General features: G+C 75.1%; 29 protein-coding genes. 18 read left to right on the plus strand and 11 right to left on the minus strand.

Annotation, left to right across the window (positions count from 1 at the left end; all coding sequences use genetic code 11):
* Positions 1 to 193: 193 nt before the first annotated feature.
* Positions 194 to 553 (minus strand): DUF6616 family protein, encoded by a 360-nt coding sequence (locus ABD990_RS03440; RefSeq protein ID WP_345378255.1) that lies wholly within the window; start codon positions 551 to 553, stop codon positions 194 to 196.
* A gap of 344 nt (positions 554 to 897) precedes the next feature.
* Between ABD990_RS03440 and ABD990_RS03445 the strand changes: the two genes are divergently transcribed.
* Positions 898 to 1,809: an MEDS domain-containing protein gene (locus ABD990_RS03445; protein WP_345378256.1), complete on the plus strand. Its 912-nt coding sequence runs from the start codon at positions 898 to 900 to the stop codon at positions 1,807 to 1,809.
* A 126-nt stretch (positions 1,810 to 1,935) separates the two neighbouring features.
* On the opposite strand, the gene ABD990_RS03450 is transcribed toward ABD990_RS03445, so the two are convergent.
* From ABD990_RS03450 to ABD990_RS03470, 5 genes are all read right to left on the minus strand, one after another.
* The gene (locus ABD990_RS03450) at positions 1,936 to 2,928 is read right to left on the minus strand and encodes a helix-turn-helix transcriptional regulator (RefSeq protein ID WP_345378257.1); all 993 of its coding nucleotides are present in this window, start codon (positions 2,926 to 2,928) and stop codon (positions 1,936 to 1,938) included.
* The gene (locus ABD990_RS03455; RefSeq protein WP_345378258.1) at positions 2,928 to 3,884 is read right to left on the minus strand and encodes a helix-turn-helix transcriptional regulator; all 957 of its coding nucleotides are present in this window, start codon (positions 3,882 to 3,884) and stop codon (positions 2,928 to 2,930) included. Before ABD990_RS03455 ends, ABD990_RS03450 begins: the two co-directional genes overlap by 1 nt.
* A 364-nt stretch (positions 3,885 to 4,248) precedes the next feature.
* A complete protein-coding gene (locus tag ABD990_RS03460; protein WP_345378259.1) occupies positions 4,249 to 5,493 on the minus strand; it encodes a PP2C family protein-serine/threonine phosphatase in 1,245 nt (414 codons plus the stop codon).
* 282 nt (positions 5,494 to 5,775) lie between these two features.
* Positions 5,776 to 6,030, minus strand: a complete 255-nt coding sequence (locus tag ABD990_RS03465) for a hypothetical protein (RefSeq protein ID WP_345378261.1) — start codon at positions 6,028 to 6,030, stop codon at positions 5,776 to 5,778.
* A 42-nt stretch (positions 6,031 to 6,072) separates the two neighbouring features.
* Entirely contained in the window at positions 6,073 to 7,185 is a 1,113-nt protein-coding gene (locus tag ABD990_RS03470) for a sodium:calcium antiporter (protein ID WP_345378262.1), read from the minus strand.
* Positions 7,186 to 7,396: 211 nt separating this feature from the next.
* Here ABD990_RS03470 and ABD990_RS03475 point away from each other — a divergent pair, with 211 nt between their 5' ends.
* The 5 genes from ABD990_RS03475 to ABD990_RS03495 all read left to right on the plus strand — a co-directional run bounded on the left by ABD990_RS03475 (position 7,397) and on the right by ABD990_RS03495 (position 10,016).
* A complete protein-coding gene (locus ABD990_RS03475; protein ID WP_345378263.1) occupies positions 7,397 to 7,756 on the plus strand; it encodes an STAS domain-containing protein in 360 nt (119 codons plus the stop codon).
* Between the two features lie 58 nt (positions 7,757 to 7,814).
* Positions 7,815 to 8,162: a hypothetical protein gene (locus ABD990_RS03480; protein WP_345378265.1), complete on the plus strand. Its 348-nt coding sequence runs from the start codon at positions 7,815 to 7,817 to the stop codon at positions 8,160 to 8,162.
* Positions 8,163 to 8,236: 74 nt separating this feature from the next.
* Positions 8,237 to 8,656 (plus strand): hypothetical protein, encoded by a 420-nt coding sequence (locus ABD990_RS03485; protein WP_345378266.1) that lies wholly within the window; start codon positions 8,237 to 8,239, stop codon positions 8,654 to 8,656.
* Positions 8,657 to 8,802: 146 nt separating this feature from the next.
* Positions 8,803 to 9,183: an STAS domain-containing protein gene (locus tag ABD990_RS03490; RefSeq protein ID WP_345378267.1), complete on the plus strand. Its 381-nt coding sequence runs from the start codon at positions 8,803 to 8,805 to the stop codon at positions 9,181 to 9,183.
* 98 nt (positions 9,184 to 9,281) lie between these two features.
* The gene (locus ABD990_RS03495) at positions 9,282 to 10,016 is read left to right on the plus strand and encodes a hemerythrin domain-containing protein (RefSeq protein ID WP_345378268.1); all 735 of its coding nucleotides are present in this window, start codon (positions 9,282 to 9,284) and stop codon (positions 10,014 to 10,016) included.
* 15 nt (positions 10,017 to 10,031) lie between these two features.
* Here the strand turns inward: ABD990_RS03495 and ABD990_RS03500 are convergent, their stop codons facing one another.
* Genes ABD990_RS03500 through ABD990_RS03510 form a run of 3 tightly spaced genes read right to left on the minus strand, consistent with a single transcriptional unit; the run spans position 10,032 to position 11,902 of the window.
* The gene (locus tag ABD990_RS03500) at positions 10,032 to 10,706 is read right to left on the minus strand and encodes a TetR/AcrR family transcriptional regulator (RefSeq protein ID WP_345378270.1); all 675 of its coding nucleotides are present in this window, start codon (positions 10,704 to 10,706) and stop codon (positions 10,032 to 10,034) included.
* A gap of 55 nt (positions 10,707 to 10,761) precedes the next feature.
* Entirely contained in the window at positions 10,762 to 11,388 is a 627-nt protein-coding gene (locus ABD990_RS03505) for a TetR/AcrR family transcriptional regulator (RefSeq protein ID WP_345378272.1), read from the minus strand.
* 7 nt (positions 11,389 to 11,395) lie between these two features.
* Positions 11,396 to 11,902: a cytochrome P450 gene (locus tag ABD990_RS03510; protein WP_345378273.1), complete on the minus strand. Its 507-nt coding sequence runs from the start codon at positions 11,900 to 11,902 to the stop codon at positions 11,396 to 11,398.
* Between the two features lie 660 nt (positions 11,903 to 12,562).
* On the opposite strand from ABD990_RS03510, the gene ABD990_RS03515 reads away from it, so the two are divergent.
* Complete coding sequence (locus ABD990_RS03515) at positions 12,563 to 12,835, plus strand: hypothetical protein (RefSeq protein ID WP_345378274.1); 273 nt, start codon at positions 12,563 to 12,565, stop codon at positions 12,833 to 12,835.
* A 9-nt stretch (positions 12,836 to 12,844) separates the two neighbouring features.
* On the opposite strand, the gene ABD990_RS03520 is transcribed toward ABD990_RS03515, so the two are convergent.
* Positions 12,845 to 13,393: a dihydrofolate reductase family protein gene (locus ABD990_RS03520; RefSeq protein WP_345378275.1), complete on the minus strand. Its 549-nt coding sequence runs from the start codon at positions 13,391 to 13,393 to the stop codon at positions 12,845 to 12,847.
* A 174-nt stretch (positions 13,394 to 13,567) separates the two neighbouring features.
* On the opposite strand from ABD990_RS03520, the gene ABD990_RS03525 reads away from it, so the two are divergent.
* The 3 genes from ABD990_RS03525 (at position 13,568) to ABD990_RS03535 (ending at position 16,146) form a co-directional block, all read left to right on the plus strand.
* Positions 13,568 to 14,311, plus strand: coding sequence for a GAF and ANTAR domain-containing protein (locus ABD990_RS03525; RefSeq protein ID WP_345378277.1), 744 nt, complete (start codon positions 13,568 to 13,570; stop codon positions 14,309 to 14,311).
* A gap of 225 nt (positions 14,312 to 14,536) precedes the next feature.
* Positions 14,537 to 14,776, plus strand: coding sequence for an acyl carrier protein (locus ABD990_RS03530; RefSeq protein ID WP_345378279.1), 240 nt, complete (start codon positions 14,537 to 14,539; stop codon positions 14,774 to 14,776).
* A gap of 413 nt (positions 14,777 to 15,189) precedes the next feature.
* Positions 15,190 to 16,146 carry a hypothetical protein gene (locus ABD990_RS03535; protein ID WP_345378280.1) on the plus strand — a complete coding sequence of 319 codons (957 nt, stop codon included), beginning with the start codon at positions 15,190 to 15,192 and terminating at the stop codon, positions 16,144 to 16,146.
* Positions 16,147 to 16,187: 41 nt separating this feature from the next.
* On the opposite strand, the gene ABD990_RS03540 is transcribed toward ABD990_RS03535, so the two are convergent.
* Entirely contained in the window at positions 16,188 to 16,418 is a 231-nt protein-coding gene (locus ABD990_RS03540; RefSeq protein WP_345378281.1) for a hypothetical protein, read from the minus strand.
* Between the two features lie 123 nt (positions 16,419 to 16,541).
* Here ABD990_RS03540 and ABD990_RS03545 point away from each other — a divergent pair, with 123 nt between their 5' ends.
* From ABD990_RS03545 to ABD990_RS03580, 8 genes are read left to right on the plus strand one after another with little or no spacing between them, the layout of a single operon-like run.
* Positions 16,542 to 17,090 (plus strand): D-glycero-alpha-D-manno-heptose-1,7-bisphosphate 7-phosphatase, encoded by a 549-nt coding sequence (locus tag ABD990_RS03545; RefSeq protein WP_425569383.1) that lies wholly within the window; start codon positions 16,542 to 16,544, stop codon positions 17,088 to 17,090.
* Positions 17,087 to 18,121 carry a glycosyltransferase family 9 protein gene (locus tag ABD990_RS03550; RefSeq protein WP_345378282.1) on the plus strand — a complete coding sequence of 345 codons (1,035 nt, stop codon included), beginning with the start codon at positions 17,087 to 17,089 and terminating at the stop codon, positions 18,119 to 18,121. The genes ABD990_RS03545 and ABD990_RS03550 overlap by 4 nt, the downstream gene beginning before the upstream one ends.
* Positions 18,118 to 19,137, plus strand: coding sequence for a glycosyltransferase (locus tag ABD990_RS03555; protein WP_345378283.1), 1,020 nt, complete (start codon positions 18,118 to 18,120; stop codon positions 19,135 to 19,137). Before ABD990_RS03550 ends, ABD990_RS03555 begins: the two co-directional genes overlap by 4 nt.
* A 3-nt stretch (positions 19,138 to 19,140) precedes the next feature.
* Positions 19,141 to 20,397 (plus strand): glycosyltransferase, encoded by a 1,257-nt coding sequence (locus ABD990_RS03560; protein ID WP_345378285.1) that lies wholly within the window; start codon positions 19,141 to 19,143, stop codon positions 20,395 to 20,397.
* The gene (locus tag ABD990_RS03565; protein WP_345378286.1) at positions 20,397 to 21,083 is read left to right on the plus strand and encodes a D-sedoheptulose-7-phosphate isomerase; all 687 of its coding nucleotides are present in this window, start codon (positions 20,397 to 20,399) and stop codon (positions 21,081 to 21,083) included. Before ABD990_RS03560 ends, ABD990_RS03565 begins: the two co-directional genes overlap by 1 nt.
* Positions 21,080 to 21,847, plus strand: coding sequence for an SDR family oxidoreductase (locus tag ABD990_RS03570; RefSeq protein ID WP_345378287.1), 768 nt, complete (start codon positions 21,080 to 21,082; stop codon positions 21,845 to 21,847). Before ABD990_RS03565 ends, ABD990_RS03570 begins: the two co-directional genes overlap by 4 nt.
* Positions 21,838 to 23,394, plus strand: coding sequence for a PfkB family carbohydrate kinase (locus ABD990_RS03575; RefSeq protein ID WP_345378289.1), 1,557 nt, complete (start codon positions 21,838 to 21,840; stop codon positions 23,392 to 23,394). Before ABD990_RS03570 ends, ABD990_RS03575 begins: the two co-directional genes overlap by 10 nt.
* Complete coding sequence (locus ABD990_RS03580; RefSeq protein WP_345378291.1) at positions 23,391 to 24,341, plus strand: PfkB family carbohydrate kinase; 951 nt, start codon at positions 23,391 to 23,393, stop codon at positions 24,339 to 24,341. The genes ABD990_RS03575 and ABD990_RS03580 overlap by 4 nt, the downstream gene beginning before the upstream one ends.
* Positions 24,342 to 24,399: the final 58 nt, after the last annotated feature.

The raw sequence follows: 24,399 nt of genomic DNA on the forward strand, positions 1-24,399 counted from the left end.
CCGGAACCCGCTCGGGGGCCTGCTCGTCCGCGTCCCGGTGCGCCTGATCGAGGGCATCTGCGGCGGCACTGCTGACCGCTCGCCGGCCGAGATGGCGGTCCTGCGTCATGGACACCCTGGCGTGCCCCGGCTGGTCGGCGATCTGGACCTCGATCAGGGTCGACCGCCCGAACATTTCACAAGGCTTCCACGTTCACGCGTCGAGCCGGATCATGTCGGCGTTCATCACGTCCGGTGTGATGATGCTGCCACTGAAATTGACCTGCTCGAAGTAGTCGAGGAAACCTGCGTCCTTCGCGCCGGCTTCGAGCCTGTCGCTGAAAGCCTTGTCGGGCAGCTTCCAGACAGCCATGTACCGATAATCCATGCGCTCCGGACCCGTGTTGTCGTTGATGGCACAGCCGAGGAACTCGGCGCCCTGTTCGACCAGGCTCATGATCAGCGGACCGATCGTCTCGTGGAAGAACTGCTGTCGCTCCTCCACGGAAAGCGCGAGCCAGGACGGCCTGGCTTTCCAGATCTCGGTGAGGATGTAGCCGCTCTCACTGCCCATGGTGTCCTCCTGGTGCCCGCCTCGATTGTTGTGTTGCTCCACGGCCGTGCGGTGAGCTTCGTCGGGCGTTGCTGATCGGGGACAGCGGGTCGAAGTCGACACTGTGTGGGCACTGCACGGCCATCACTCGCCCCCCACCGAGACGTGCGACGAAGTGTTGAGCATCGCCAGGCCGATGTACAGCAGCTACGGGGTGTCCGCCCTGCACCGGCTGCTCGACGAGCTCGCACGTGTGCGTGGGTCGAGTTGCCGGTTCACGCGGAGTTCGTTTTTCGTACAGCCGACCCGCGAGGTGCTCGTTCGTGGTGCAGCCGATGCGGTGCGGCGGCGAGGAGACTGCTCAGATGATTCTGTATCGATGCGGGCAGGATCGCTGGGAGACCCTGTGCGGAGGAGATCCCGTCGTCGGTGAGCGGGGCGCGCTGTCGGCCGGGGAGGAGCCGGGTCCGGGCGCCTCGACCCGGCGGACGGAAGGAGCGCACACCGCGCTGATCGACCGGACCTCGGGTGTCGGGAACGACCGCGTCGGAGCGTGGATGGCCGAGGCGATGAGCCGGCGCCAGCAGGTCTTCTACAAGCACGCCGAGGCCGGACCGGCCGCCCGCCGACGGCTGGCCGTGCTCCTCGGCAGCGACGTGCTCGACTCCGAGCGGGTGGTGCTGATCGACGCGGCCCGCTGCCACGCCGACACCGGCGGCGAGCCCGCGGCGCTGCGGGCCTGGCATCGTGCACTGATCGAGCAGGCCTGCCGCGCCGGCCACCGGGGTGCGGCGATCGTCTGCGACGGGGCAGCCCTGCACACGATCACCCCCGACCCCGCGGCGATGCTGACCCACGAACGCGACCTCACCGAGCTGGCCGCGACGAACCCGCTCACCGTGCTGTGCCGCTACGACATCTCGGTCGAGACGGCCCCGGTCCTGCACCGGCTGATCGGCCTGCACACCGCGCTGGAGGACATCACGTTCGCAGCCCGCCGCGATCCCGGCGCGCTCACGGTCTCCGGGGAGATCGACATCAGCAACGCCGCCCGGCTCGGTGCCGTCCTGCGCGCCGCGATCGAGGAGGGCATCCGGATCGTCGACCTCGGCGAGCTGCGGCTGTTGGGCGCTGCGGGCGCGCACGTCCTGCTCGAGGCACTGCCGCTGTTGCGCGCGGGCCAGACCCTGACCCTGCACCGTCCGCACGACCTCGTGCGGCAGATCCTGGACATCACCGGTCTCGGTCGGCACGAGAACGTGGTCGTCTCCGAGTAGGGCGCCGGCCGTGGGACAGCCCGGAACCTCGCCCCTGCCCTTCTCCTCGCTCGGCGGCCCGGCCGAACCCGGGCGGCACGCGTGGCCGGCCCTCGTCCGCCCACGACCGGGCTGTCGTCTCCGGGACTACGGCGGCGTGGCGTCCTCCTGTTCGCGCAGGGTGTGGCTGGGCAGCTCGCCGTAGGTGGCTCGGTAGTGCTGGGTGAAGTGGGAGGGGGTGAACCCCCACCGCGCGGCGATGGTGGTGACGGTGCGCCCGTCGTCGGCGGTGGCATCGCGTAGCTCGTCACGGGCATGCTCGAGCCGCACCCGTCGCAGGTGACGCATGGGCGTCGTGCCCAGATGACGGCGGAAGGCCAGCTGCAGACCGCGAGGGGTGACCCGGGCGGCGCGGGCGATGTCGGCCAGGGTGAGGTCGAGGTCGGGATTGGTGTCGATGAACGCGACTGCGCGCGCCACCGTGCACGGGGTCGCGTCACGCCGGTCCGTCCTGTCCGGCACGGAGACCGCGGTGTTCGGGAAGGTGTGCAGCACCGAGGCGGCGAGGTACTGGCTCGCGGTCGAGGCCACGAGTGGTGCCCGGGCCGCGGCAGGAGCGTCCAGCACGTTGTCCCGCACGTAGGCGATGCTGCGCTGCAGCTGCGACTGGGCCTTCCGGGAGATCGGGCGGTGATCGAGGACCCGCACCGACTCCGCCCCCTCCTCCTTCCCGCTCGCGGCCACCCTGGCCAGGAGGGCGGGATCCATCACCGTGAACCGCAGCCTCGACGCGTGGGCCACTCCCGAGTACGGGAGCCCGGGGCGGCTGATCAGGAACTGGTCCCCGGGTCCGAAGGTCTCCTCACCTGCCGCATCGTCGCGCCGGATGGTGTTGGAGACGACGTCACAGACGATCAACAGGTCCGGAGGCTCGCCGGAGTAGCCGATGTCGAAGCTGTAGTCGAGATCGTCGAAGCCGACCTCGGGCGCCAGAACCCGTCGGTCGATCCGCGCACGCGTCGACGCTCCGACCGCGCCGATGTGCAACGTGGAGTAGATGGAGCTGACGAACGCCTCGATCTGGTCGACGTCGCCGCTGTCGAAGGTCTCCGCCCGGATGCGGGTTCGCCCGGTGCTCATCACTCCTCCAGCGTGTGGCCGGGAGGCATGCCGTAACGCTCCCGGTAGGAGACGGCGAACCGAGCCGTCGGCCCGAATCCCCAGCGGGCGGCGATCCCGGAGACGGTCGCGCCCGAGGTGGGGTCGGCGGCCCGCAGGTCACGGTGGGCACCCTCCAGCCGCACCCGACGCAGGTAACCCATCGGTGTGGTTCCGCGGTGGCGACGGAACGCCGCCTGCACCGCCCGGCCGGTCGTGCCCGATGCGGCGGCGATGTCGGCCAGGGTGATCGGCTCGTGCGCATGGGCGTCGATGTAGGCGACCGCGCGCCGCAGGACGGCCCGGTGGGCGTCGTGGTTGTCCTCGGCGGTCGGCTCGACGAGCGCGTTGTTCGGGAAGATGTCGAGCACGGTGGACGCCACCAGCTGGGAGACCGTGGAGACGATCAGCGGGGCCTCACAGGCGGCCGGATCGTTCAGGACATGATCACGCAGATGAGCGATGAGGCGGTTCAGCCGCCGACCGGCCGCCACGCTCACCGGCCGGTCGCCGGTCAGCCGGACGTGGTCGGCCGGGTGTCCGGGCCCGGTGGCTGCCACCTGGTCCAGCAGTCCGGGGTCGAACATCAGCAGGCTGTAGCTGGCGCCCTGGATGACACCGGCGTAGAGGCGGTCGGGAGGGGTGTACATGAACACGTCCTGCGCAGCGAAGACACCCTCGGTGCCCCCGGCGTACCTCCGGACGACGCCGCCGCTGTGCACGCTGCACAGGCACACCTTGCCGATCGGCTCGACCGCGTCGTGGCTCAGGTCGTGGTCGAAGTCGAGCTCGTCCACGTCGAGCGAGCCCGCGCTCTCCCGGGAGACCCGCGTCCGCGTCCGCTCGGCTCGCCCGCCGAGGTGCATTCTGGTGTAGGCCATGCTGAGGAACTCCTCAGTGCGGGCCAGGTCCGTGCTCTCGAAGCGCAACGTGGCCACGAGCGTTCGTCTCCCCTCCGCCAGCGGCGCTGGCGTGACCGGGCAACACGCTGTGCTGCTCAGAGTACGAGCCGGTCGACGAGACCACCGGGCCGAGGACCGATTAGGTCACCGATCCTGTGCACGCACGCTCGTCGGAGGCGCGGCGACTGGTCGTCGACCCGGCGGGGATCACCGGCCTCCTCCTCGGGGTCGCGGGCCTCGACAACCACATACCGACGTTCGACACCCTCGCGACAGCACTCCACGACGGCGAGGAACGGCTGCACCGGTCGGCACGCCGCACCGGCCGGAGGAGGTGCCCCCTCCACTCCCACGACCGCCGCCACCGTCGTGATCGCGTCGCGCCGAGCGCCCGGCTCGTTCACTCGTCGGCGCCGCCGCTGCTGCGTCGCCGCCGGGGTGGGCCGCCGTGCCAGTCGAGACACAGCACCGTGGCGTCGTCGCGCAGGTCGCTGTTCGTGGCCTCCAGGAGCGCCGCCCCGAGGGACTGCACGACCTCCCGCGGATGCGCGCTCCGGGTCTTGAGCAGCACGTCGGGCAGCTCCAGGTGGGCGGCGTCGCGTTCGAGCATGCCGTCGGTGAGGAACACGACCCGGTCCCCGGGCTGCAGCTCGAGCTCCTGGACCCGGTACGGCCAGGTGGGGTCGATCCCGAACGGGATGTCCACGGCGAGCTCGACCTCCTCGACGCTCCCGTGCCGCAGCCGCAGCGGCGGCGGATGACCCGCGTTGATGATCTCCGCCCGTTCGGCCTGCAGGTCGATCCGGACGATCTGGCCCGTGACCAGCTCGCCGGTCCCGCTGTGCCGGACCAGGTCGTCGTTGACGTCGTCGGCCTGGCCGGAGAGCGTCCGGCCGGCGCGGCGGCTGTTGCGCAGGCTGCTCACCGCCAGGGTGGCCAGCATGGCGGCGTCCAGGCCGTGACCGACGGCGTCGGTGATCGACAGCTGGACGCTGCCGCGGTCGAGGATGTAGTCGAAGGTGTCGCCGGCCATCCGGGCGGAGGGTTCCAGCCAGCCGGCGAGGGTGAACTGGCTGGCCTCGCAGGTGTAGGCGTCGGGTAGCAGCCGGTGCTGGATCTCCGCGGGGACCGACAGGGGGGTGGTGCGCTGGCCCCAGGCGTACAGGTCCGTGAAGCGGCGGCCGGCGATCACGATGTAGGCGAGCACGTGACCGGCGGAGGCGAGCTCGGCGAGCACGTCCCGACCGGGTCGCTCCGGCAGGGTCATCTCGAGGACGCCGATCGCGTCGCCGCGGTCCGTGACCGGGACGACGACGCGGACGTGCCCGGCGTCCTCCCCGGCGTCCTCCCCGGCGTCCTCGACGACGGGTTCCTGCGACTGCAGCACCCGGTCGTAGACCGTGCCCTCCAGGGGGATCTCCTCGGACTCGTCGGCGTGGTGCCCGCTCCGGCCCCCGTCGCGCCCGCGTGTCAGCCGGACGACCGCGCGCCCGCTCATGTCGGCGATGAGGAACGCGACCCGGCGCGCGTCGAACAGCTCGGCGAGCTGGTCGGCGACCGCGTCGACGGCGTCGACGGGGGCTGCCGCCTCCACCGCCTCGAGGAGCCCCTGCACCGTCAGCCGGGACACCGGTCGCCTCGCCATGGACTCTCCTCCTCGGTCGCGCGAACCCCGACCCCCGTCCGCCGCCTGACGAGCCTCGGTCCGGCAGCGTCCGCGGCAGCGAACGCCTGTCCGGGCCTTCGCTGCGGTCGCGGTCGGTCGCCACGTACGCAGGGAAGGCCGTCGATCACCGGTCCGCAACCGCTGGGGTTCCTCCCCGCTCCGGCACCCGGGAGGGCCTTCGGGTCGTTCTCGCAGCGGAGGGGATATCCTTTGGGTCCCGCCGCACAGGACCCGCCTCCCGCCCGCGCGCGGTAGACGGCATCACCGCCCCTGGTCGTCTGCGTCTCCGTCTGCGTCGTCGTCGCCGTCTGCGTCCTGCGGGTTCTCCGCCGGTGCCGGTGGCTGGTCCTGCGCGGGCGGTCGCACCTGGCCGCCCGGCGCCGGGGCGATCCGGCCGGTCGGCGTCGGTGCGGCGGGGGCCTCGTGCTCGGCACCGCTGCCGGTGAACACCAGCACGAGGCCGGCGACGGCCGCCGCGATCGCGAGGGCGGCCCCGACCCGGTCCTTCGTCAGCACTGCGTCTCCTCCTCGCTGTTCCGGGCCCGCGGGCCGGGCGGCTCAGTCGTCGAGTGGGACCTCGCCGAAGGCCACGAGGCTGACCCCGAAGTAGGCGACGTACAGGGCGAGCAGGACGATCCCGTGCCAGCGCCGCAGCCGGCCCGTCGCCAGGAAGACCGCCGAGAACGCCGTCATCACCACCAGGACCGGGAGGTGCCAGGTCAGCACGTCCCGGTCGACGGTGATCATTCCGCCCACCAGCAGGACGATCCCGAGCTTGCCGGTCACCGAGAACACGACGCTGCCGATGACGTTGGCGACGCCGATCTCCGGCGCACCGCGGCGGGCGGGTTCCACGGTGAGGAAGATGTCCTCGAGCGAGAGAGCCAGGGTCGCGATGGTGACGCCGAAGACCGTGCCGCCGATCTCGAAGGTGTCGAGGATCCCGTCCGTGCCCCGGGCTGCGACGAAGGCCCCGACGACGAGCCCGGCCAGCGCGAACACGGCGAACGCGAGGCCGGCCCACGGGGAGCGCCGGCGGGCCTTGAGGAAGCCCTGGTCGATGCGCAGATCGGTGGGGAGGTCGAAGCCGGCGAACCCGTGTCGGCTTCCTGTACCGCCAGGCCCGGCCGCCGGCGTGTCACCACCGCCGTGGGGCGTCATCGTCGCCGTGCCGCCGCCCCCGCCGACCTTCTCGAGCTGCTCGTAGAGCTCCGCGTTGCGGAACACCGGGCGCCGCGAGGCGTACTCGCGGAAGCCGATCCAGCCCACGAACGCCACGAACAGGACCACCAGCACGACCCCGGTGAGGAGCGTCAGCACGCCGGACAGCGCGAGCGCGAACATCACCACCGGCGCGGCCACGAAGAGCACGAGGTAGTCCTTGGGCACGTCGACGCGGCAGGGGGCGACGATCGCCGCCAGCGCGAGCACGATCCCCGTCATCGCGATCGTCGTGCCGATCACGGTGCCCAGGGCGACCTGCCGCAGACCCTCGACGTTCAGCACGACGCCGAACGCGAGGTCGTCGAACTCGATCCCGGTGAAGACGACGGCGATCAGGAACAGCGAGATCGCCCACCTGCTGGAGATCCCGACCAGGTGACCGATCAGCTTCTCGGCGCTGTAGACCAGCACCGCGACACCCAGCACGAACTCGATGATCGGGATCACGGGCAGCTCCTCGCCAGGCCGACGGCAGAGACCTTCGATGGTGATCGCCATCACTCCGTCGTGCAACGGCTTGACTCCGTTACTCCTCGGGGCTAGAGGCAAGATCGTCCGGCGTCCTACAGCGGCGCTCGGGGCCTGGACGTTCGTCGCGCCCGGCGTCGGGAAGATCCCGGGCGGGACCGGGCTCGTGTCCCGGGGAGCGGGGAAGCAGATGACCGTGTCCGTCCGGATGCTGCCCGGGCTCGTCGTGCGGCGGGTGATCGCCGCGCCCCCGGAGGTGGCCGTCGTGACGCTCGGGGGCGACATCGACCTGCGCAACTGCGAGGACCTCGCACTGATCCTGGCGCAGATCGCCGACGACCGCGCCGTCCGGTCGGTCGTCGTCGACCTGCTCGCGGTGCCCTTCCTCGCCGCGTGCGGGGTGCGCTGCCTGGCCCGGGTGCGGGAGGAGATCGAGTGCGACGGCCGCCGGATCTCCCTCGTCGTCCGGGCCGGTCCCGGCGCGGTGCGGCGGGTGCTGGACCTGGTCGGCGGGTTCGACGTCGTCGAGTGCGTACCGGTCGGCCGGTAGCCGGGCCCTCCGACGACCCGGCCGGGTTTCGCCCGCGGCCGGTGGGGCACAGGGGCGCATGGGCGACTCGCACGAACGGGACCCGTCCGGTCCGGCGGACCACGAACCGGGCCCGGAGGACGTGGAGGAGTGGCGACGCCGGGCGGAACGGTTGCGCGCGCAGGGGGCGCGTGTCGCGGCAGAGGTGGCCGACCTCGCAGAGCGGCGGATCGAGACCGAGGAGGCGGTGGCGGACGTCTTCGAGCGGACCGCGAAGATCCGGCCGGCGGAGGCGGAGCGGCTCCGGGGCGTGGCGGAGCACGCGCGCAGGACCGCGGAACACGAGCGGGAGCACGTCGACCGCTGGAGGCGCTACTCCCGGGACATCGAGGACCCCCAGCACGCCCGGTCCCCGGAGCCGTCGTAGGGAGGCCCGACCGCGGTCGGCGGGTCGGGGTGCCAGCGGTTGCGGGGCCGTGACGGTGGGCGTTCGCTGGTCCCGTGACGCGGGACACCCACGACTCGGGAGACTCCGCCGAGGCCACGGCACCCCTGCAGCCCGGCCACGGGACGAACGAGCTCACCGCCACCCTGCGCCGGCGCCGCGGGGAGATCGAGGAGCGCATCGATCAGCTGCGGGAGCGGCGGGCGGAGATCGCGGAGCGGGCGGAGGAGGGGCACGGCTCCACCCCCGAGGCCGCGGCGGAGGCCCAGGAGCACGCCGAGGAGGCACACGGGCACGCGGCGGAGGCGCACCGGCGCGCGGCCGCACGGCACCGGGAGTCCGCCGGGCTGCACGAGCATGTGGCCGACGTGCTCGAGGGCCACGACCGCGAGCAGGAGGCGGCGGCGCACCGCCGGGCGGCCCAGGAGGGCCGCGCGGCGGCGCGCGACGCGCAGCAGTCCGCCCGGGACGAGTAGCCGTGCCACCGCGAGAGGACGACGACGCGGCCGGGCGGGGTGCCCCGGACGGCCGTTGCGGAACGTCCGGTCCGGCGCGACACTCGTCGGTCCCCGCCGGACCGCACCGGTGGCCGCGGCGGGCGCGAGAGTGCTGGGGGAGCGCCGTGGAGGCGTGGGAGCGGTCGCTGTCGGGCGGCCTGAGGCTGAGGGTGCTGCGCACGGACGAGGCCGTCGTCGTACTGGCCCTGGCCGGCGAGATCGACCTGGCGAACTGCACGGAGCTCGACGTGCTGACCGCGCAGGTCGCCGCCGACCCCACCGTCGAGGACCTGGTCGTGGACCTGACGGACGTCGGGTTCCTCGCGGCGTGCGGCGTGCGGTGCCTGGTGCGCACGCGGAACCGGGCGTCCGCGCGCCACCGGCGGATGCTGCTGGTGGTGGCGCCGGACGCCGGCCTGCTGCGGAGGGTGCTGACCCTGGTGGACGGCTTCGAGATCGTCGACTCGCTGGCGGAGGCGGGGGTCGCTGCCGCGGACCTGCCGTAGTCCCACCCCGGTCCTCCGGTTCCGCCGCGTCGAGCCCGCGGGTTTCACTCGGCCCTCCCCGGGCAGCACTGCGGACACCGGACGGAGGGAGGAGCGGGATGTCCGCGACCACCGGGGGGCCGACGACCGTGGCGACGCAGAGCGTCGCGCAGCTGGGCGGGCCGCTGAGCGTCCTGGCGCGGCAGCGCGCCGATCACGAGAAGCTCGACGCGCTGATGGCGCGGGCGCGGGAGACCCTGCGGGAGGGCGGGGCCGAGCACGCCCGAGCCGTGCGGGCCATGGCCCGGCTCGTGTTCACCCACGCCTTCGCCGAGGAGGCCGTCCTGTTCCCGGCCGCACGCCGCGTGCTCCCCGAGGGCGACCCGCTGACCGTGCGCATCGAGAGCGACCACCAGGAGGTCGACGAGCTGATGACGCGGCTGGACCGGTCCTCCGCCGACGACCCCGGGCACGCCGAGCTGCTGGAGCGGACGATCGCGGTGCTCGACCACGACGTGCGCAGCGAGGAGGACGAGCTGCTGCCCCGCCTGCAGGCCGAGCTGAGCCCGCGCGAGCTGCGCGGGCTCGGGCTGGCCTGGGAGGTCGTGCGGCGGATCTCCCCGACGCGACCGCACCCCACGGTCTCCCGGCGACCGCCGGGGCAGACCTTCTCGGCGCTCCCGCTCACGGTCCTGGACCGGGCGCGAGACCAGCTCCAACGGCTCGACGAGGTGACCGCGCGGCGCTTCAGCGGGCGGTTGGACACCGTCGACCAGGCGCTCGCCGGCCTCGCCGGAGCGGTCGAGCGGCTGCCGGTCATGCAGCGGGGGGAGCGACCCGAGACAGACCGCTGACCGGGCCGGCGCTGGTCAGCCCAGCAGCCCGGAGAGGATCCGCCGGAGCGCTGTGGGGAGCGGGTCGCCCTCGGCGGCCCCCGCCCGCAGGGCGGCGAGGTGCGGGTGCCGGCCCTGGGCAGCGACGTGCGCGAGGTACCGGGCGCTGCGCTCGGTGTCGACCCGGGCGGCCTCGGCCCGCGCGGCCGACGCGACGACCGCGGTCAGCATCGCCCAGGCCAGCATCTTGTCCCCGTCCGCGGCCGGATGGTCGGCGAGCACGGCGAGGACGTGCTCGGTGACGTCGGCGCCGTTCGGGCCGACGACCGCGCGGGTGAGCACCAGCTCCGGCAGCCACGGGTGACGGCGGTGGATCCCGCGGGCCTGCAGGCCGACGTCGACGAGATCGGCGAGCCAGTCGCCCGACGGCGGCGCGAGCTCGTACTCGGCGCAGACGTGGTCGGCCATCAGGTCGAGCAGGTCGTCCCGGGTCTCGACGTACCGGTAGAGCGATCCGGCGCCGGTGCCCAGCTCGGCCGCCACGCGCCGCATCGAGACCTCGGCCAGCCCGTCGCGATCGGCCAGCCGTACCGCCGCCTCCGTGATCTCGGCGCGGGAGCGGCTCGCGGGTCGCCCGGCACCGGACCTCGCCGGCCGCAACCAGATCGGCACGGGTGCCCGCGGTGGGGTGCCTTCCGGCTCCGTTCCCATCGCACCTCCGCGCCGGCCGTTCGCGAACACCGTACCCGGTGGCTGCGCGAGGGGCTCAGCTCCGGTCCAGTCCCGTCCCGAGGTGGGAGAGCGCCTCGTCGATCTCCCGGCGCAGGACGGCGAGGGGCGGGCTGTCCACCGGGTCGGAGGCGTGCTCGAGCCAGCGGTCGAGGACGACCCGCAGCGCGGCCAGCGCCGCGGCGGCGCACAGCTGCGGGTAGATCGACCCGGGGCCGTCCGCCGACGCGAGGCCGACGCGGTCGGCGACGGCGGCGGCGAGCGCCCGCTCCTGCGCGGTGAGCACCGCCATCTGCTGCGGCACGAGCGACGGGCTGTCGCGCATCAGCCGCAGGGCGCGGAGGTGGTCGCGGCCGGCGGCGTCGTGCCGGTCCATGACGACGAGCACCGCCTCGCGCAGCGCCCGCAGCACCGACTCGCCGGGCGGCCGGGCCCGGAACTCGGCCACCAGGGCCTCCGCGCCGGCGGCCGCGGCCGCGACCCCCGCCTCCTCCTTGCTGGAGTAGTGGTTGAAGAAGGTGCGCAGGGCGATGTCGGCCTCGCTCGCGATCTGCTCCACCGTGATGCGCTCGACGCCGTGCCGGACGGCGAGGCGCAGGGCCGCGTCCCGCACCGCGGCGCGGGTGGCCAGCTTCTTGCGCTCCCGGCGCCCGACCTCGTCCATCGCGACCTCAGGCCCAGGTCACCGGGAGCGAGTGCACGCCGAAGATCAGCATGTCGTTGCGCAGCGGCACGTCGGCGGCCTTCGCGGCGAGCCGCAGGCCCGGCAGCCGGGTGACGAGCTCGGCGAACCCCACCCGCATCTCGATGCGGGCCAGCTGCTGGCCCAGGCACTGGTGGACGCCGTGGCCGAAGGCCAGGTGCGGCACGCGCTCGCGGCCCAGGTCGAGCCGGTCGGGGTCGCTCCAGTGTCGGGCGTCCCGGTTCACCTCCGGAGTGGCGACGACGACGGTCGCGCCGGCCGGGATCTCGACGTCGCCGACGGTGACGGTCTCGGTGGCGATCCGCGTGACGCCGAGCTGGATGATGCTCAGGTACCGCAGCAGCTCCTCCACCGCCGTGTCGACCAGGCCGGGGTCGGCACGCAGCGCGGCGAGCTGGTCGGGGTTCTGCAGCAGCGCGAAGGTGCCCAGGGCCAGCATGTTCGCGGTGGTCTCGTGCCCGGCGCCGAGCAGCACCAGCGCGACGTCGATCAGCTGGGCGTCCGTGAGCGGCGGCGCGGCCTCGTGGACCAGGCCGGAGAGGATGTCGTCCGTCGGGCGTGGAGTCGGCGTTCGACGCCACGGCGGTGTTCTCCTGGAACCGCGCCCGGTCGGCGTGGTCGACGCCCAGCAGCTCGCAGATCACCAGCGACGGGAGGGGCAGCGCGTAGGCGGGGACGAGGTCGGCCTCGGTGCCGGCGGCCTGCATCGCCTCGATGTGCTCGACGGCGATCTCGGTGATCCGCTCCTCCAGCGCCTTCATGCGGCGCACGGTGAACTGCCCGGTGAGCAGCCGCCGGATCCGCGTGTGCTCCGGCGGGTCCATGAAGATGAACATGCCGTCCTGGCGCGACTCGATCGGCGCCGGGCACACCGGCTCGCCGCGCTCGGCCGCGTGCACGTCGTGCAGCGATGCACGGTGTGCAGCGACCGCGCTCCGGGTGCGCGGTGGCCGGCGTACTTCCCCTACTCCGGCCACCGCGCCGCCCGACCGTATCAGGCCCTCGAACATCAGTTCGACAGGAGGGTGGTGGTCCGTGTCCGGCCGCACCGCGGGCATCGCCGCCCTCGCCGTCACGTACCGCTCCCGAAGCTCGACGCACCGTTTTCGTCGGACCCCCGACCTAACCTGGCCGCGTGGATGCCGGCCGCCTCGAGTCGTCACGGTCGCCGCACGCGGTGGATGCCGGGCGTGCGGCGCTCGTGCGGGCCTTCGCCGAGCTCCGCGGCAGACCGGTCGACGAGACCGAGGTGCGGGCGGTGCTCGAGAAGGCCGACGGGCTCACCCGCGTGGAGCTGAACGCCCTGTGGCGCAGGCACGAGCGGGCCCCGCACACCGTGGACTACCGCTCGCAGCTGGCCCTGGTGCTCCGGTTCGTCGAGCTGGGGGGCCCGGAGCGCCCAGGCTGAGCCGAGGGGTCAGCCGGCCGGCGTGTAGGTCAGGTGCACCACGCCGTTGGCCAGGCCCCGGCTCCCGGCCAGGGTCATCGCCCGCCGCGGCCCGCCCTCGGGGAACAGCCGCGGGCCCTCGCCGACCGCGACCGGGTAGACGAACAGGTGCAGCTCGTCGAGCAGGCCGTCCGCCAGCAGGGCGCGCACCAGGGTGCCGCTGCCGCTGACGTAGAGGTCGCCGTCCACCCGGGCCTTGAGGTCCCGGATCGTGTCCGGGTCGTACTTGCCGATGATCGTCGAGTTGTTCCAGTCGGCGGTCTCCAGCGTGCCGGACACGACGTACTTGGGGGACTCGTTGAAGAACGGCGCGCCCGGGTCGTCCTCGGCGGTCCGGCCGGACCAGGCCGGCGCGAACTCCACGAAGGTGTTGCGCCCCAGCAGGATGCCGGTGCACGAGGACATGAAGCCGCCGATCTCGGCGCCCAGCTCGTCGCTGAACTCGTAGTCCAGGGTCCACATCGGCGCGCCGATGACGCCGTCGAGGGTGGTGAACTCGTGGACCTTGATGCGTCCCATCCGTGGCCTCCTGGGTCGGGCGGTGCCGGGGGCTTGCCGCCTCTCGTGTCGTCGGACGGTGGACCGCCGACCACCCCCGATCTCATCGGTCGTCGCGCAGCGGGGCGCGCGCGGGGGGTGCCCGAGGCGTCCGGATGGGCCGTGTGGACCAGGGGGCAGCGGGTACACGGGCCCGTGACCGACACGCAGCAGGAGGATCTGGCCGGTCGGTTCCTGCAGGTCGCACGGGAACTGGAGGCGGAGCCCGGATCCGTCGCGACCCAGGAGCGGATCACCCGTGCCGCGGTGGACGACGTGCCCGGCTGCGACCACGCCGCGCTGTCCGTCGTGCTCCGGCACGGCCCCATCCGCACCGTCGCCGCGACCGACGAGCTGCCGGAGCAGGTCGATGCCGTCCAGTACCGGACCGGGCAGGGGCCGTGCCTCGGGGCCATCGAGGACCGGGAGCCCTACTGCACGGGCGACCTCGCGACCGAGCGGCGGTGGCCGCAGTTCGCCCGCGCCGCCGTCGCGGAGACGGGCGTCCGCAGCATGCTCTCCTTCCGTCTCTTCGTCCGCGACGACACGATCGGCGCGCTGAACCTCTACTCCCGCGCGACGGACGCCTTCGACGACCGATCGTTCGCCCTCGGCGCGCTGCTGGCCGGGCACGCGGCCCTCGCCGTGAGCGCGGCCCGCGCCAAGGAGCACGCGGGCGAGATGGACCGGGCCCTGGCGACCAACCGCGAGATCGGCATCGCCATCGGCATCCTCATGGCGGGGCGGCGGCTCACGCGGGACGCCGCGTTCGAGGAGCTGCGCCGCACCTCGCAGGCATTGAACACCAAGCTGCGCGCCGTGGCCGAGTTCGTCGTCGCGACGGGTGCGCTGCCCGGCAGGCCCGCGTCCGGGCGAACCGGGCTCCGGCGTCGGGTTTGACCCGCCGTCCCGGGGGCACAGGGTGCCCGGGCGCTGGACAGCCGTGGTGGGCGCCCTGGGTGCCGGGAGGTGGTGCTCCCGGTGCACGAGGAACCCTGCGGGGAGCGCTCCGCAGGGTTCCTCCGTGTCCCGGGCCGTGTACCGCCTGCGGCGCAGGAGGTTCGAGCTCACCGGGGCGGGTACGCGCCTGGCGTCCGCACGATCCGACGACCGGAGGTGACCGCCATGGCGACCGGGGAGACCGGCTTCAGCGACGTGATGTACGACCTCGTGTCCGTCCAGTACCACGCCCTCAAGGGGGGACACGACTACGGCCAGTACGTCCGGGACGCCCGCAACGCGGGCTACGACGACGTCGCGTCCTTCTTCGAACAGGTCATGGAGGAGGACTCGCGCCGCGCAGCCCGCTGCCACGAGCTCCTGCGCGACCTCTCGGGCAAGGAGGACACAGGGAGCACGTCCTGAGGTGGTGAGCGTCCTCGACACGACGGCCGTCGAGCCGCCCGCCGCGGGCGTGCTCGACGGCCTCTCCGCACGGGGAACCCGGCTGGACATGGTCAGCGGTGCCCTGCTGCAGCGCGGGCAGCCCGGTCACCTCCGTCTTCAGCCGCCGGGACCGGGTCGGCCCTGGCGCTCCTCCCGCGACCCGCACGCCACGAACGTCGAGATCGGCGGCAGCCACCTCGGCCTCCTCTCCGACACCGACGCCAAGCGGCGGTGGCCGTGGCGCTCGCCGCGCACGAGAAGGAGGCGGCCGGCACCGGCCGTCCGGGGGCAGACGCCGGCTGAACCCGGACCCCTGAGGACGCCGGGTCACGACGCGTGCCGCCGGTGGACGGTGTGCGGTTCGTCGTCCCGGGGTGGGGTACTCCCGGCCGGTGGCGATCATCCGGGGACTCCTGAACGGGGCGATGGCGGGCGCGGCCGGCACCACGGCGCTGAACGTGGTCAGCGGTACGGATGCGCTGGTCCGCGCCCGGCCGGCCAGCCGCGTGCCCGAACAGCTGGTCGCGGCCGTGGCGGGCCGGGCCGGTGTGGCCGTGCCCGGGGGCCGGGCCGAGCGCCGCAACCGGCTGGCGGCGCTGGGTCCGTTGGCCGGCACCGCGACCGGGGTGGTGGTCGGCGCCGTCGCCGGTGGGCTGCGGGCGGCCGGGCTGCGGCTGCCGGGGCCGGTCGGCGGACCGCTGCTCGGTGCAGCCGCCATGCTCGCGACCGACGGCCCGCTCGCCCTCACCCGGGTCTCGGACCCGCGGACCTGGTCGGCCGCGGACTGGACCGCGGACGTGCTGCCGCACCTGGCCTACGGCGTCGCGACCCACGCCGCGCTCGTCCGGCTCGAGCGCGGCTCGCCGGTCGCCGCGCCGACCGCCCCGCTCGCGCGGCCGTCGACGCTCGTGCGGGCCGCGGCCCTCGGCGCCGCGAGCGGCGCCCGCAGCTCGGCGGGCACGGCCGCCCTCGCCCTGACCTCACGCCCGACGGACGCGGGCGCCGCCGCCCGGATCGGCTCGCGGCCGGGCACGACCGTGGCCGGCCTGCTCGCGGCCGGCGAGGCGGTCGTCGACAAGCTCCCGATGGTGCCCAGCCGCCTCGGCGCGCCGGGCCTGGTGCCGCGGCTGGCGCTGGGCTCCACGAGCGCCGCCACGATGGCCCGCCGGGACGGCGAGGACCCGGCGCTGCCCGCCCTCGTCGGGATGGCGGGCGCGGCCGGTGCGGCGGTGCTCGGCGTGCGGGCGCGGGCCGCCGCCGCGCGCCGCCTCGGCTCCGACCGGCCGGGCGCGGTCGCCGAGGACGTGCTCGCGGCCGCACTGGCCTGGTTCGGCGCCCGCCGGCGCTGAGGCCGGCCGCACGCCGGCGGTGAGGTCCCGACCGGCGGGACCTACCCGTCCTGCCGGGCCTCCGCGCCGGACTCGCCGGCCATGCCCTCGTCCTGCCCCGCGGGCCGGCCGACGAACTCCTCCGAGGTCCCCGTCCCGGTGGTCGAGGCGGCGTCGCCGCGCTCGGTCGGGCGTCCGCCGGTCTCCCGCGAACGGGCGGTGTGGGTGTCCGGGCTCACATCGTCCTCGGACGTCTTCGGTCGGCCGAACACGTTGCGGATCTTCTCGAACATCCCTGGTGGATACCCCGGCGGGAAGGGCGGGAACCCGTCGGTCACGGACCGTCACAACAACTACGGAGAGTAGTAGTCGGGGAGGAGGAGTTTGCCCTGATCCCCAGCGGTGATTCGTCCACCATGACTCCGGCTTGGACTCCGCCGGCCGCGGTCCTCTTCGACCGCGACGGCACGCTCGTGGTGGACGTCCCGTACTGCGACGACCCCTCCGCGGTGCGGCCGATGCCCAGTGCGCGCCGCGCCCTCGGCATGCTGCGCGCGGCGGGGATCCCGGTCGGCGTCGTGTCCAATCAGTCCGGCATCGGCCGGGGCCTGCTGCGCCGCACGGACGTCGACGCCGTCAACCGCGAGGTCGAGCGGCAGCTCGGGCCCTTCGCCACCTGGCAGATCTGCCCGCACGCCCCCAAGGACGGCTGCGCCTGCCGCAAGCCCGCCCCCGGGATGGTGCTGGCCGCGGCCGCGGAGCTGGGCGTGCCGGCGCGACGCGTCGCGGTGATCGGCGACATCGGTGCGGACGTCGGCGCGGCCCACGCCGCGGGCGCCGCCGCCGTGCTGGTGCCCACGCCGGTGACGCGCGTCGAGGAGATCCACGCCGCCCCCGTCGTCGCCCCCGACCTGGTCCGGGCCGTCGACCACCTCCTGTACGGCCCGTTCGGGGCGGTCGCGTGAGGGAGGTACTGGTCGCGAGGCTCGACGGCGCGGGGGACGTGCTCCTCGCCGGCCCCGCGGTGCGGTCGATCGCCCACTCGGCGCGGGTGACGATGCTGGTCGGGCCGGCGGGGGAGGAGGCCGCACGGCTCCTGCCCGGCGTCGCCGAGGTGCGTGTGTGGGCCTGCCCCTGGGTGCTGGGGGACCCGCCGCCGGTGCGCCGGGAGGAGATCGACGCCCTGGTCGGCGACCTGTCCGGGTTCGACGAGGCCGTGGTGCTCACCTCGTTCCACCAGTCGCCGCTGCCGCTGGCCCTGGTGCTGCGGATGGCCGGCGTGCCGCGGATCACCGGCGCCTCGGTGGACTACCCGGGCGCCCTGCTCGACGTCCGGCTGCGACCGGGCGAGACGCTCGACGAGGACCAGCCCGAGCCCGAGCGCATGCTCGCGATCGCCGACGCCGCCGGGTACCCGCTCCCGCCGGACGACGACGGCCGGCTGCACGTCCGGCTGCCGTCCCGGCAGCGGGTCGCGGACGTGGTGGTGCACCCCGGCGCCGCCGTCGACGCCCGCCGCTGGCCCGCCGGGCACGCGGCCGAGGCCGTCCGGCTGCTGGCCGCGGAGGGGTGGCGCGTGGCGGTGACCGGCGGCCCCGGGGAGCGCCAGCTCACCGCGCAGGTCGCCGGCGACCACGCCCTCGACCTGGGCGGACGCACCTCGATGGCGGAGCTGGCCGCGATCGTGGCGGGGGCGGACGCGGTCGTCGTGGGCAACACCGCGGCCGCCCACCTCGCCGCGGCCGTCGGCACCCCGGTCGTCTCGCTGTTCGCGCCGGTCGTCCCCGCCGTGCGCTGGCGGCCCTACCGGGTGCCGCAGGTCCTGCTGGGCGACCAGGAGGCCCCCTGCCGCGACACCCGGGCACGCGAGTGCTCGGTCCCCGGTCATCCCTGCCTGGCCTCCGTACGGCCCGACGACGTCGTCGCGGCCGTGCGGGCGCTCGCTCCCCGATCCGTCCGCCGCACTGGGCCCCTCACGGAGGAGATCCCCGCGTGAACATCCTGATCTGGCACGTGCACGGCTCCTGGACGACGGCGTTCGTCCAGGGCCCGCACCGCTACCTGTTGCCGACCCTGCCCGAGCGCGGGCCCTGGGGCGGCGGGCGACCCGCGGCCTGGGACTGGCCGGCGTCCGCTGTGGAGTGCTCACCCGCCGAGCTCGCGGAGTCCGACGTGGACCTGGTCGTGCTGCAGCGGCCGGAGGAGCTCGAGCTGGCCGCCGAGTGGCTGGGCCGGATGCCCGGTCGGGATGTGCCGGCGATCTATTTGGAGCACAACGCCCCGCGCGAGGGCGCGGCGACCACGCGCCACCCGATGGCGGACCGCGACGACCTGCTGCTGGTGCACGTCACGCACTTCAACGCGCTCATGTGGGACGCCGGGAGCACCCCGACCGCCGTGGTGGAGCACGGCGTGCCCGACCCCGGGCACCGGTACACCGGCGAGCTGGCGGCGGCGGCGGCCTGCATCAACGAGCCGTTGCGGCGCAACCGGATCACCGGCACGGACATCGTGGCCCGGCTGGCCGCGGACGCCCCGGTGGACGTGTTCGGGATGGGCACGGACGGCCTCGGCGACGCGCTCGGCGTACCGGGCGTCCGCGGCTGCGGCGACCTGCCCCAGCACCGGATGCACGCGGAGCTGGCCCGCCGCCGGGTCTACCTGCACACCGCGCGCTGGACCTCGCTCGGGCTCTCGCTGATCGAGGCGATGATGCTCGGGATGCCGGTCGTGGTGGTCGGCACCACGGAGGCGCCCGAGCGCGTGCCGCCGGCGGCCGGCGTGGTCTCCGCCGACCTGGAACGGTTGCGCCACGGGCTGACCGAGCTCGTCGCCGACCCGGACGCGGCCGCCGCCGCGGGCCGGGCCGCGCGCGAGGCCGCCCTCGCCCGCTTCGGCGTCGAGCGCTTCCTGCGCGACTGGGAGGACGTCCTGGCGCGCCTCACCGAGGCCCCCCGCACCACCTCTCGCGCTGTCGCGGTGCCCAGCCCCGCTCTCACCGGAAGGAGCTGACCCATGCGAGTGGCCATGGTGTCCGAACACGCCAGTCCGTTGGCCGAGCCCGGCGGGCCGGACTCGGGTGGCCAGAACGTGCACGTCCGGGAGCTGAGCCTGGCGCTCGCCCGGGCCGGGCACGACGTCACCGTGTACACCCGCCGCGACGACCCGGACCTGCCGGAGGTCGTCGCGTTCGGGCCGGGTGCGCGGGTCCGGCACCTCACCGCGGGCCCGGCGCGACCGGTGCCGAAGGACGACCTCGTGCCGTTCGTCCCGCTGCTGGCCCAGCAGCTGGAGCGGGCCTGGCGGGCCGATCCGCCGGACGTCGTCCACGCGCACTTCTGGATGTCCGGGCTCGCCGCCCGGGGCGCCGGCGGTCTGCTCGGCCTGCCGCTGGTGCAGACCTTCCACGCGCTCGGGCACGTCAAGAAGCGCGAGCAGGGGGCGGACGACACCAGCCCCGCCGGCCGCATCGCGGCCGAGGAGACGTTGGTGCGCACCGCCGACCGGCTCACGGCGTCCTGTGAGGACGAGCTGTTCGAGCTGCTCCGCCTGGGCGCCAACCGCCGCCGCATCTCCGTGGTGCCGTGCGGGGTGGACCCCGAGGAGTTCGGCCCGGAGGGCCCGATCCCGCGGCGCGGCCGGCGCAAGCGGCTGCTCGCGCTCGGCCGGGTGGTGCGGCGCAAGGGCGTCGACGAGGTCGTGGAGGCGCTGCGGGAGGTGCCCGACACCGAGCTCGTCGTCGCCGGTGGCCCGCCGGCCGGGGTGGACCTGATGGCCGACCCGGAGCTCACCCGGCTGCGCGAGCTCGCCCGCCGGATGCGGGTGGCCGGCCGGGTGCGGTTCCTCGGCGCCGTCCGCAGACCCGACGTCCCGGCCCTGATCCGCTCGGCCGACGCCGTGGTCTGTGCGCCCTGGTACGAACCCTTCGGCATCGTGCCGCTGGAGGCCATGTCCTGCGGCCGGCCCGTCGTCGCGACTGCGGTCGGCGGCATGAAGGACACCGTCGTCGACGGGGAGACCGGGCTGCTCGTGCCGCCGCGGGATCCGAACGCGCTGGCCGAGGCGCTGCGCGCGCTCCTGGAGGACCCGCAGGCGGTCGCCGAGTTCGGCGCCGCCGGGCGCCGCCGGGTGCTGTCCCGCTACACGTGGGCCAAGGTCGCCGCGTCCACGGCGACCGCGTACCGCGAGGCGATCGCGGGCCGCGAGGGCGGTGCCGCGGGCTCGGTGGGCTCCGTGTCCGCCTCCCGCGAAGCGTGGACGGGGGTGCGGTGATGGCCGACGAGCCCCCGACCACCCCGACCCCGCACCAGGTGCTGGGCGGCCACGTCGACCGGCTGGAGGCGGCGCTGCCGGCGCTGCGTGCCGCGGCGCCGGCGTTCGTCCGCTGGGGTGCGACCCTGGCCCGGCTGCTGCCGGCCGGCGGGCGGCTGCTCGCCGCGGGCAACGGCGGCAGCGCCGCCGAGGCCCAGCACCTCACCGCGGAGCTGGTCGGCCGGTTCGACGGCGAGCGGCAGGCGTTGTCCGCCATCGCCCTGCACGCCGACACCTCGTCCATGACCGCGATCGGCAACGACTACGGCTACGAGGAGGTGTTCGCGCGGCAGGTCCGCGCGCACGGCCGGTCCGGCGACGTCCTGCTGCTGCTGTCCACCAGCGGCCGCAGCCCCAACCTGCTCGCGGCGGCCGACGCCGCCCGCGAGCTCGACATGGAGTGCTGGGCCCTCACCGGGCCCGGCCCGAACCCTCTGGCCGGGCGCGCCACCGACGCCGTCTGCCTGCCGGGTGACACCGCGACGGTGCAGGAGTCGCACCTGGCCGCGGTGCACATGCTCTGTCGGGCCCTCGAGGCGCAGCTGCCCGCAGCGCCGGGTGTCCCGGCCGAGCTGGTGACCCGGCACCACCTGACCCACCGCCGGGCACCCGCCCTCGACCCGACGATCTCGAGGAGACCCGCATGACCCTCACCGACACCACGGCACCGGCCGCGAGCTCCGCGGCCACCCCGCAGCTGCCCACCTCGCGCCCGCTCGGGACCGTGCTCGTCACCGGCGCGGCCTCCGGGCTGGGCCGCGCCGTCGCCGAGGCGGTCGCGACCGCCGGCGGCACCCCGCTGCTGATCGACCGGGTGGACCCCACCCACGGCCTGACCGAGGCGGCCGATGCCGCGCACGCGGTCGCCGACCTCGCCGACACCCGCGCCGCGGAGGAGGCGGTCCGGTCGTTGGTCGAGCGGGCGGGCGGCGTCGACGGCGTCGTCACCTGCGCGGGCACGGACGCCTGCGGACGCATCGACGACGTGTCCGCCGAGGACTGGGAACGCGTGATCAAGGTGAACCTGCTCGGCACCGCCGCGGTCGTCCGCGCCGCGCTGCCGAGCCTCAAGGAGCGCCGGGGGCGGATCGTCACCGTGGCCTCCACGCTCGCCCTGCGCGCCCTGTCCGACGCGTCGGCCTACTGCGCCTCCAAGTTCGGCGTGCTCGGGCTGAGCCGCGCGCTGGCCGCGGAGCTGAAGGGCGAGGTCGGGGTGACGACCCTGATCCCGGGCGGGATGAACACCGCATTCTTCGACGGCCGCACCGAGCAGTACCGGCCCGGTCCGGACGCCAAGCTCAACGACCCGCGCAACGTCGCCGCCACCGTCCTGTTCGCGCTGACCCGGCCCGAGGGCTGTGAGGTCCGCGAGCTGGTGGTGTGCCAGTCCGAGGAGCCGTCGTGGCCGTGAACCCGTCGCCGGGCCCGGCGCAGGGCCGGGCCCGGCCGCGCCCGATCGCGTGCGCCCCGCCGGCGCCCGTCAGCGCCGCCGCCCGGATCCGGGACCGGCGGCCCCGCGTGCTGGTGCTCGGCGACGTGCTGCTCGACGGCTGGATCCGCGGCAGCGCGCGCCGAGTCGCGCGGGACGGGCCCGTGCCGGTGGTCGAGCCGTCGTCCGTCGAGGTCGCCCCGGGCGGGGCCGGCAACGCCGCGGTGGCGCTCGCCGCGCTCGGCGCCGACGTCGAGATCGTCTGCACGGTCGGCGACGACCCGGACGGCCGCACCGTGCGTTCGGCGCTCGCCGAGGCCGGCGTCCGGACGGACCGGTGCGTGCTCGACCCGGCCCGCGCGACCGCGGCCAAGCGCCGCATCGTCGCCGGGGACCCGCCCGGGCAGCCCGTGGCCCGCTACGACGTCGTGCCCCCGGGCCTTCCCGGCAGCGCCACGATCCGTGCGCTGGCGGACCAGGCCACCGCGGCGCTGGCCGACGCGCCCGACGCGGTGCTGGTCGCCGACTACGGGCTCGGCGCGCTGTCGCCGGCCGTGCGCCGACGGATCGCGCGGGCCCGGACCCGGATCCCGCTGCTCGTCGTCGACGCGCACGACCTGGCGCCGTGGGCCGGCCTCGAACCCGACGCGGTGACCCCGAGCGTCGAGGAGGCCGCGGCCGTGCTCCGCGTCGACCTGCCCGAGCAGGACCGGCTCGCCTGGGGGCTCGAGCACGCGGAGGCGCTGCGGACGGCCACCGGCGCCCGGGAGGTGCTGCTGACCCTGGACGTCGACGGCTCCGTGCGGCTGCCCGGCAAGGACCTGGGCGGCACGCCCGCGCGCCGACCGGCGGGGGAGCACGCCCCGCCGTCGGGCGCCTGCGGGGCCGGCGACGTGTTCGCCGCGGCCTGGACCGCGGCCGTCGCCTCCGGGACCTCCCGGGATCAGGCGCTGTCGCTGGCGCAGACCGCCGCGGACGTCGTCGTGACGTTGCCGGGCACCGCGGTGTGCACGGCCGCGGCGCTGACCTGCCGGCTCGCCGCGGGCGACCCGGGGACCGTGCTGTCGCACCGGGACCTGCTGACCGTGCTCGGCGAGCACCGCGCGGCCGGGCACCGGATCGTGTTCACCAACGGCTGCTTCGACGTGCTGCACCGCGGCCACGTGGCCTACCTGCGGGAGGCCGCCGAGCTCGGGGACGTGCTGGTCGTCGCGCTGAACAGCGACGCCTGCGTGACCCGGCTCAAGGGCCCGACGCGGCCGGTCAACCCGCTCGAGGACCGGGCCGGGGTGATCGGTGCGCTGGCAGCCGTGGACCTGGTGACCTCGTTCGACACCGACAGCCCGGTCGAGCTGCTCGACCTGGTCCGGCCGGACGTCTACTGCAAGGGCGGGGACTACACGCCGGAGATGCTGCCGGAGACGCCGGTGGTGGAGCGGCTGGGCGGGGAGGTCCGGATCCTCGGCTACCTCGCCGACCACTCCACGAGCGCCATCGTGGCGCGGGCCGCCGAGGGGGCGGCCCGGTGAGCCGGGCGGGTGCCGGGGCCGGTGTCGTGGTGGTCGGCGACGTCCTGCTGGACGTCGACGTGCACGGCACCGTCGAGCGGCTGTGCCCGGACGCGCCGGTGCCCGTCCTCGACGTCGCCGGCGAGGTGGCGCGGCCGGGCGGAGCCGGGCTGGCGGCGGCGCTGCTCGCCGGATCCGGGGCGGCGACGACGCTGGTCACGGCGCTGGCGGACGACGCCGACGCCGACCGGCTGCGCGGGATGCTCGCTCCGGGTCTGGCCGTGGTGAGCGGGCCCGCGACGGGCGGGACGCCGGTGAAGTGCCGGTGGCGCTCGGCGGACGGGCCGCTGCTGCGCACCGACCGGGGCTCCGGGCGGCCCGCCGACGACTTCGGTGCGGCCGTGCGGACCGGACTGCGCCGGGCGATCCTGCGCGCCGGAGCGGTGCTGGTGTCGGACTACGGCCGCGGCGTCACGGCCGACCCGCAGGTGCGGCGGCTGCTCGCCGACGCGGTGGCGGCCGGGACGCCCGTGGTGTGGGACCCGCACCCCAAGGGCTCCGACCCGGTGCCGGGCGTGATCATGACGCCCAACGCCGGGGAGGCGGCGGGTGCGCTCGGCTTGCCGGGCGGGGATCCCGTCGGCTGCGCGGCGGAGCTGCGGCGCCGCCGGGAGAGCCGTGCGGTCGTGGTGACCCGCGGCGACCGGGGCGCGGTGCTCGTGACCGCGTCCGACCGCGTCGCGGTCCCCGCGCTCGACGTCACCGGCGGCGACCCCTGCGGTGCCGGCGACGCGTTCGCGGGCCGGCTCGCCGCCGCGCTCGCCGCCGGGGCCGCGCTGCGGACCGCCGTGGAGAGCGCGGTCGAGGCGGCCGGCCGGTTCGTCGGGGCCGGCGGTGCCGCGACCGTCCGGTGCGTCGACGGACGGTGGACGCAGGTGGCGGCCGGGGTGACCGAACGCGCGTCCTGAGCCCGTGAGCGCGAAGTGCCGCCAGAGCGGCACTTCGCCCTCACGACCCCGTTGTGCC

It is taken from the genome of Pseudonocardia yuanmonensis (genome assembly GCF_039542425.1).
In the GTDB taxonomy this organism is placed as follows: Bacteria; Actinomycetota; Actinomycetes; order Mycobacteriales; family Pseudonocardiaceae; genus Pseudonocardia; species Pseudonocardia yuanmonensis.